This window comes from Mesorhizobium sp. M7A.F.Ca.AU.002.02.1.1 (assembly GCF_003998535.1).
Lineage (GTDB): Bacteria > Pseudomonadota > Alphaproteobacteria > Rhizobiales > Rhizobiaceae > Mesorhizobium > Mesorhizobium ciceri.
Window position 1 is genome coordinate 1 of the sequence record NZ_RZPB01000323.1, and the last position, 6616, is coordinate 6616.

Sequence of the window (6616 nt, forward strand, 5' to 3'; positions counted from 1 at the left end):
GGACGAGGAGCGCCTTGCCGGCATCTATCAGCGCACGCTGGAGAAGATCGGCATCAATCTCACCATTCGCAGCCTCGACGGCGATCAGATACAGTCGCGCAAGCAGCGCTTCGATTTCGAGGTCTTGGTCGGATCGAGCGGCTTCAACAATTCGTTGTCACCCGGCATCGAGCAGAGCGGGCGCTGGAGTTCGACTGCCGCCCGGACGGAAGGCTCGTTCAATCTCGCCGGCGTCGCCGACCCGGCTGTGGACGCGGCAATCGAGGCGATGCTGCGCGCCCGTTCCAAGGAGGATTATGTTGCCGCCGTTCGCGTTCTCGACCGGCTGCTGATCTCCGGCAACTACATGGTGCCGATGCAGTACAACACGCAGCAATGGATCGCCTACTGGAACTACCTGGAACATCCGCAAAAGACGCCCATATTCGGATATCAACTGCCAACATGGTGGCGCAAACCCAACTGAGGGATCAGGAGATCGAGATGAGCGAATTGAACGCCATCACCGTCGATGTGGTGTCCGATGTCGTCTGCCCCTGGTGCTTCATCGGCCAGAAGCGGCTCGACAGGGCAATCGCCGCCGTCGGCGATGTCGACGTGCATGTCCGCTGGCGGCCGTTCCAGCTCGATCCGACCATTCCGCCTGAAGGCAAGGACCGGCGCGAATACATGCTGGCAAAATTCGGCAGCGACGAGCGTATCCGCGAGATTCACGACCGCATCGAGCCGCTGGGCGAAGCGGAAGACATTTCCTTTGCCTTCGACGCCATCAAAGTGGCGCCGAATACGCTGGATGCGCACCGGCTGATCCGCTGGGCAGGGGCCGCCGGCGAAGCCATTCAGAACAGGCTTGTACGGCGGCTGTTCCAGCTGAATTTCGAGGAAGGCGCTGACATCGGCGACCATGCCGTGCTGGTCGAAGCCGCGCGCGAGGCTGGCATGGATGCGTCCGTGGTCGCCTCGCTTTTGCCGACCGAGGCCGATGTCGAGGCGGTGCGCACCGAGATCGCCACCGCGTCGCGCATGGGCATTTCTGGTGTGCCGTGCTTCCTGCTCGAGGACAAATACGCCGTCATGGGCGCGCAGGATGCCGATACGCTGGCCGATGCCATTCGCCAGGTGGCGGCCGCCAAGGCGCGCGGCGAACTGGACAAGGCCGGCTGAGGCCGGCCGGCCTCTCCTCTCCGCGACAGCGGCAGACGTTACTTCGCCGTCGCCTTGGCCTTGCTGATGAAAAATCCATGGCCGTTCGTGGCCGTGCAGGTCAGTCCCTTGGTTGACGACTGGCACGAGAACGGCCCGGCGCTCCAGCTGTTGCCGTAGCCAAGCTTATCGACATCGCTGCAGCAGCCCTGCTCGCCTGGGTTCTTGATCAGCGTTGCTGGCCCCTTCGGACCCAGGATAATCGTAAGGTAGCTCGGCTCGACGCGCGAGCAGCTCAGTTCCGGGCCGCCATCCCTCGGCTCATAGGTGCCGGTGCCGCCTTTGGGCGTGTAGATGCAGCCGATGTTGCCGGACGGCGTGTTGAACTCGATCTGGCCCTCGGCGCTGGCCGGAATGCTTTGCTCGCCGGCATGCGCCAAAGGTACAAAGGCAAAGAGGGACAGGATTGCGGCCGCGCGTGCAAGCATTGGGAGCTTCCTTGTTGAAGAACCGGACATGCATGAGTGTCGCCGATGCCGGGCAAGGTTCAATCCCAGGCGGATGAATTGTCAAACGCAGTCCCTCAGCCGATCCGACAAGACGGAACGCGCCGCTCGATCGATTCTCTCGTCAATTCCTGCCCCCGGCAGGGACGACCCCGGCAATCCTGGCGAGTCACGAGCCGCAGATTTTCGAGCTCTTTGAGCCGTCCACAGTGAGAAAACCGGTCGCTCGATACGATTTCGAGTTCACGAAACCGTGTGAAAGCCTTCCCTAGGGGAAGCCGTGCCAACGCCACGCCCTCGATATATCAAGCCCATGAAATTAAAAGCAATATCCGGATTTTTGTCGACTGTTGTCGCTATATTTCAGCATGTAATCTGTTGCCTCACGGCAACGGCTGCCGGGGCAATCCGGTCGGCCCGGTTTTAAATTAATGGAAAATGATCAATTGGTGTTACCATCCGTAACAAAAGAAAAAAGGTTTGGGCGGGATAGTGATTCGGGTCGGTAGACCATCGCAAGAGTCAGTACCGGAAAAAACACCTCGCGATGCCGCAGGGCGATCGCTTCTGACGCCGGTGTCGTCGATGCGCAGCTTCTGGGGCCTGATGCGGGCCTACTGGGTTTCCGACCGCTGGAAGGAAGCCTGGACGCTGACGCTGGTGATCGCGCTGCTCACGGCGTTGTCCAGCAAGGCCGGTGTCTGGTTCGCCGAAGCCTCGGGCGAACTGGTCAATTCCATCGCCTTCTTCCATGACGCCGCCAACACCACGCCGCTTCGCTCGCTTTTGGTCAATGCCGGCGTCCTCGTGCTGCTGGTCGTACTCAAGGACGCTGGCTTCACCGGCATCCGCAACCTTGTCTCGGCGACGTTGCACCGCAAATGGCGCGGTTGGCTGGACAGCCGCTTCAATGAAGCGCTGCTGGACGGCAATCATACGCATTTCCATGCCCAGCACGCGTCGACCGGCAGCGGCGCACCGGCCCCCGACAATATCGACCAGCGCGTCCAGGAATCCATCAAGGACATGACCGGTGGCGCCATCGGGCTCGCCATGGGCGTGCTTGGCGTTGCCACATCGCTCTATTTCGTCGGCCAGAAGCTGCTCGAAAACTCCGTCGAGGTGAAGGGGCTGGAATTCCTCGGCAGCTATGGCAGCGCCATCCTCGCCTTCCTGGCCGTCGCCACCTACGTGCCGCTGAACACTTGGATCGCGGTCAAGCTCGGCGGCCTGCTCGAGCGCCTCAATGTCAGGATGCAGCAGGCCGAGGGCAGCTATCGCGGCGAGCTGACGACATTCCTGCGCCGCTCCTTCCATGTCGCGGCGTCTCAGGGCGAAGGCGTGCAAAGGACCATGCATGGCCGGCTTTATGTCGACATCGACGGCACCTGGACGCGGCTGAACATCGTCAACACCGTCTACATGTCGTTCGAGCTGATCTACAATTTCATCGGTGCCCGCATTGTCGCCTACGGACCGGGCCTGGTGCCGTTCATCCACAACGGTCTCGACCTCAAGGGCTACATAACCGGCTCCGAGCTGGTCAATTCGCTGATCGGCCAGTGTTCCTGGTTCATCCACGTCATGCCCGCCATCGCCACGTTGCGCGCCAACAGCCAGCGTGTCACCGAGCTGGCCAATGCGATCGAGAATGTCCAGCATCCGCAGGAATTCTACAGCCAGACCGGCCGCTCCGACTTCCACTATGCCAGCCAGAACCCGGTTTTCGGCCTGACCATCCAGAAGCTCGAACTGGCGCATCAGGGCGAGGACGCGACGCCCTTTCTCAGCGCCGCCAATCTGCGCTTCCGGCGCGGCGAATGGACTTTCCTGAAAGGCGAGTCCGGTTGCGGCAAGACCTCGCTGATCAAGGCGATCAACGGCCTGTGGCCCTATGGCCGCGGCACCATCGTCTTCCCAGAGGGCGTCAAGAGTTTCTATGCCGCCCAGGAGGTCAAGCTGCAGCCTGTGTCGCTGAAGCAACTGGTCTGCCTGCCCGGCTCCGAGCACGACCATGGCGATGCGCAGGTGGCGTCGGCGCTGCACAAGGCGGGGCTCGGCGACTTTATCGAGCACATGGCCGACGAAAGCCGCGAAGGCAAAAGCTGGGACCAGGTTCTGTCGGGCGGCCAGAAACAGAAGCTGGTGGTGGCCCGCATCGTGCTGCAGCAGCCGGGATTGCTGTTCCTCGACGAGGCGACCGGCGCGCTCGACCCCGATGGCAAGGTCGCCTTCCACCAGGCCATCAAGGACAACTGCCCCGATGTCACGGTGATCTCCGTCATGCACGAGGCGGTGGCGCCGAGATCGATGACGGGCAGCGAATTCTATCACAGCATCGTCGCGATCGCCGACGGCGTCGCCACCAAGAAGCCGCTGGTTCCGACCCTGCCCGCCGAACTCACCACCATTCTGGTGCAGCCAAGGCCGGTCCCAAGGCCGGTCGAAGACAAGTGGCTGCGCTTCTCGCGCCGGCTGAAGCAGAAATAACGGTTATTCCACCCCGGTCTGCCTGGTCGAACGGCGGCCGGTGATCACAGTCTCGCGATCTTGCCCGCTCGTCGGCATTTTCCCTCCTCACCGCGATTGACACGGCGAGGCGCGCTCCTATGTTGCGCCCGCTTGCAGACAATCAAACGCGAACCCGCAAGCGGAAAGGTCACCGCGCCATGCCTGGCGACAGTCACAGTCGAACGCAACAGCCGTCCGCCCTGACGTGACCTCACATGGTTCATGTCCTGCCGGACGGCAAGGAGTGAGCCATGAACGAATTTACCACGGTGGCAAGCGACGAGGCCGTCGCGATTGCCCGTATCCTAGCCAACGATCACGTCGCCGACATTGTCGAGGCCCTGAACAGGGAGCCTCGAGAGACCGCGACGGAACTGCTCTGTGAAGTGACGTTCGAACGTCTGGTCGAGATCTTCGATCAGCCGGAACTCGACGGCGCGTCGGAACGCATGGAGGCGCTGCCGCGCGCCAAGGCGGGCAAGCTGCTCACCGCCATGTCGGTCGACCGGGCAGCCGACATCCTGCGCGAGCTGGAAGAGCCGGCGCGTTCCGAGCTGCTTGGCGGACTTGCGCCGCCGCTGCGCGCAACGCTGCTCTCCATCCTCGGCTATCCCGAAGGCAGTGCCGCATCGATCATGACGACGGAGTTCGTCAGCGTGCCCTCGGACTGGAGCGTCGGGCAAACGCTCGACTACATCCGCAAGGTGGAGCGGACGCGCGAGACCGTCTATGCGATCTATATCGTCGATCCGCAAACGCACCTGCTTGTGCGCTCGACGGGCCTGCGCCGGCTGATCACCGGTGAGCCGGACGATTCGATCATGACGGTGGCGCCGGATCATCTTCCGATGACGGTCGGCCCGCTGACCGATCGCGAAACGCTGGCGCAGACGATCTCCAAATACGATCTGCTCGCCGTTCCGGTCGTCGACCATGGCAAGATCCTCGGCATCGTCACCATCGACGACATCATCGACACGATGATCGCGGAGACGACCGAGGACGTGCACCGTTTCGGCGGCATGGAGGCGCTGGACGAGCCGTACATGAAGATGAGCTTCCTCGCCATGATCAGGAAACGCGGCGGCTGGCTGTGCGCGCTGTTCATCTCGGAGATGCTGACGGCCAACGCCATGCAGAGCTATGAGGGCGAGCTGGAGAAGGCGATCGTGCTGACGCTGTTCATCCCGCTGATCATGAGCTCCGGCGGCAATTCCGGCTCGCAGGCGACCTCGCTGGTCATCCGCGCGCTGGCCTTGCGCGAGATCGGCCTTGGCGACTGGTGGCGGGTGGCGCTGCGCGAGCTGCCCACCGGCCTGGTGCTGGGCGCCATGCTCGGTGTGGTCGGCGTCTGCCGCATCGCGCTCTGGCAGTATATGGGCTTCTACGACTATGGCCCGCACTGGCCGCTGATCGCCACCACGGTGGGTGCTGCACTGGTCGGCATCGTCACCTTCGGTTCGCTGTCGGGGTCGATGCTGCCGTTCGCCTTGAAGCGCATCGGCTTCGACCCGGCCAGCGCATCGGCGCCGTTCGTTGCCACGCTGGTCGATGTCACCGGGCTGGTGATCTATTTCTCGGTGGCGCTGGTGATCCTGCGCGGCACGCTTCTGTAGCAACCATCTCCGCCGTGGCATGACCTTGCCGCGGCGGAGTTCCTCAACCAGGATTTGCCGTCAATCGACCCGCTCGCCGTCCTTCACGCGATAGGTCGGCTTGTACATGGTGACCAGTTCTTCCGCCGCTGTCGGATGCACGGCCATCGTACGGTCGAAATCGTCCTTGGTCAGGCCGGCCTTCAGCGGGATGCCGAGAAGCTGCGCCATCTCGCCGGCGTCCGGCCCCAATATGTGGGCGCCAAGCACTTTCTTCGACGCGCCATCGACCACCAGCTTTATCAGCATCTTCTCGTCGCGCCCGGACAGGGTGTGCCGCATCGGCCGGAATGTGGCGCGGTAGATCTCGATGTCGGAAAAGCGTTTGACGGCGTCGTCCTCCGACAGGCCGACAGTGCCGATCTCGGGCTGTGAAAAGACGGCGGTCGCGATCGTCTCGTGATCGGGAGCGGTCGGATTTCCCTTGAAGGCGGTTTCGATGAAGCACATCGCCTCATGGATCGCCACCGGCGTCAACTGCACGCGGTTGGTGACGTCGCCGATTGCCCAGATGTTGTCGACATTGGTGCGGGAATATTGGTCGACGGCGATGGCGCCGGTCTTGGTCATCTCCAGTCCGATGCCTTCCAGGCCCATATTCTCGGTGTTGGGAATGCGGCCGATGGCCAGCATCACCTGGTCGACGGTCAGCACCTCGCCGCCGCTGACCAGCGCGTCGAGCCGGCCGTCCGGCCGCTTGCGGATCCATTCGGACACGGAATGGCAAAGGATCCTTATCCCCTTCTTTTCCATGGTTTCGTGCAGCATGCGCCGCAGGTCCATGTCGAACCGGCTGAGGAT

Annotated in this window: 5 protein-coding genes and 1 pseudogene; 4 read left to right on the top strand and 2 right to left on the bottom strand. The window is 62.6% G+C overall.

What is annotated here, in order from left to right:
- Both EN879_RS19645 and EN879_RS19650 read left to right on the top strand, forming a co-directional pair.
- A pseudogene (locus tag EN879_RS19645) lies at positions 1–466 on the top strand (ABC transporter substrate-binding protein); the annotation flags it as partial.
- A 17-nt stretch (positions 467–483) separates the two neighbouring features.
- Positions 484–1164, top strand: coding sequence for a DsbA family protein (locus tag EN879_RS19650; protein WP_063170238.1), 681 nt, complete (start codon positions 484–486; stop codon positions 1162–1164).
- A gap of 38 nt (positions 1165–1202) precedes the next feature.
- On the opposite strand, the gene EN879_RS19655 is transcribed toward EN879_RS19650, so the two are convergent.
- Positions 1203–1631, bottom strand: coding sequence for a hypothetical protein (locus EN879_RS19655; protein ID WP_024503284.1), 429 nt, complete (start codon positions 1629–1631; stop codon positions 1203–1205).
- 603 nt (positions 1632–2234) lie between these two features.
- Here EN879_RS19655 and EN879_RS19660 point away from each other — a divergent pair.
- Complete coding sequence (locus EN879_RS19660; protein WP_024503285.1) at positions 2235–4139, top strand: ABC transporter ATP-binding protein/permease; 1905 nt, start codon at positions 2235–2237, stop codon at positions 4137–4139.
- A gap of 272 nt (positions 4140–4411) precedes the next feature.
- Positions 4412–5776, top strand: a complete 1365-nt coding sequence (gene mgtE, locus EN879_RS19665) for a magnesium transporter (protein WP_063168000.1) — start codon at positions 4412–4414, stop codon at positions 5774–5776.
- 60 nt (positions 5777–5836) lie between these two features.
- Here mgtE and EN879_RS19670 read toward each other — a convergent pair.
- Positions 5837–6616 (bottom strand): FAD-dependent oxidoreductase (locus EN879_RS19670; RefSeq protein ID WP_164774474.1); only part of this gene is annotated, 780 nt, incomplete at its 5' end.

Bases quoted from the DNA above. Each gene is read 5' to 3' on its own strand.
- EN879_RS19655 (WP_024503284.1), bottom strand. From the start codon at position 1,631: ATGCTTGCACGCGCGGCCGCAATCCTGTCCCTCTTTGCCTTTGTACCT.
- EN879_RS19660 (WP_024503285.1), top strand. From the start codon at position 2,235: ATGCGCAGCTTCTGGGGCCTGATGCGGGCCTACTGGGTTTCCGACCGC.
- EN879_RS19650 (WP_063170238.1), top strand. From the start codon at position 484: ATGAGCGAATTGAACGCCATCACCGTCGATGTGGTGTCCGATGTCGTC.
- mgtE (WP_063168000.1), top strand. From the start codon at position 4,412: ATGAACGAATTTACCACGGTGGCAAGCGACGAGGCCGTCGCGATTGCC.